The 724-nt window shown below is 66.0% G+C and carries 1 protein-coding gene; it reads right to left on the bottom strand.

Going from position 1 to position 724, the window contains the following annotated elements:
* On the bottom strand, positions 1-724 hold a 724-nt coding region (locus F6S12_RS32535), incomplete at both ends, for a methyl-accepting chemotaxis protein (protein WP_315869962.1).

Genomic DNA, 724 nt, shown 5'->3' on the forward strand with positions numbered 1-724 from the left:
CCAGCGAGTACTGGGTGTGTGCGGTGCGGGTCAGCGCTTCGCTGAGCTCGGCCGAATGCTGGGCCTGCTCCGAAGTCTGGTCCGCCAGTTGCGCGATGGTGCTGATGTTGCGGCTGATCTCTTCGGCCACCGAGCTTTGCTCTTCGGTGGCGGCAGCGATCTGGGTGGTCATGTCGGTGATGTTGGCCACCGCTTCGCTGATGCCCACCAGTGCCTGGTCGGCTTCCAGAACCCGGGCCACGCCTTCTTCGGCCTGACGATGACCGGCGTCCATGGTCTGCACGGCGGTGGCGGCTGTCTGCTGCAGCTTGGCGATCAGGGTATGGATCTGCCCGGTGGACTCACTGGTGCGCTGTGCCAACTGACGCACCTCGTCGGCCACCACGGCAAAGCCGCGGCCCATTTCACCGGCGCGGGCGGCTTCGATGGCTGCGTTCAGGGCCAGCAGGTTGGTCTGGTCGGCAATGCCCTTGATCACGTCGACAACGCCGCCGATTTCGTCACTGTCCTTGGCCAGTTGGGTTACTGTCAGCCCGGTTTCGCCCACCACCACCGACAGGCGCTGGATGGCTTCGCGGGTTTCCCCGGCGATATCGCGGCCACGGCCGGTCAGGCGATTGGCTTCCTGGGTTGCGTCGGCGGTGCGTTGCACGTGGCTAGCCACTTCCTGGGTGGTGGCGGCCATCTGGTTGACCGCGGTGGCCACCTGCTCGGTTTCGACCCG

This window comes from Pseudomonas sp. JV245A (genome assembly GCF_032424515.1).
Taxonomy (GTDB): Bacteria; Pseudomonadota; Gammaproteobacteria; order Pseudomonadales; family Pseudomonadaceae; genus Aquipseudomonas; species Aquipseudomonas protegens.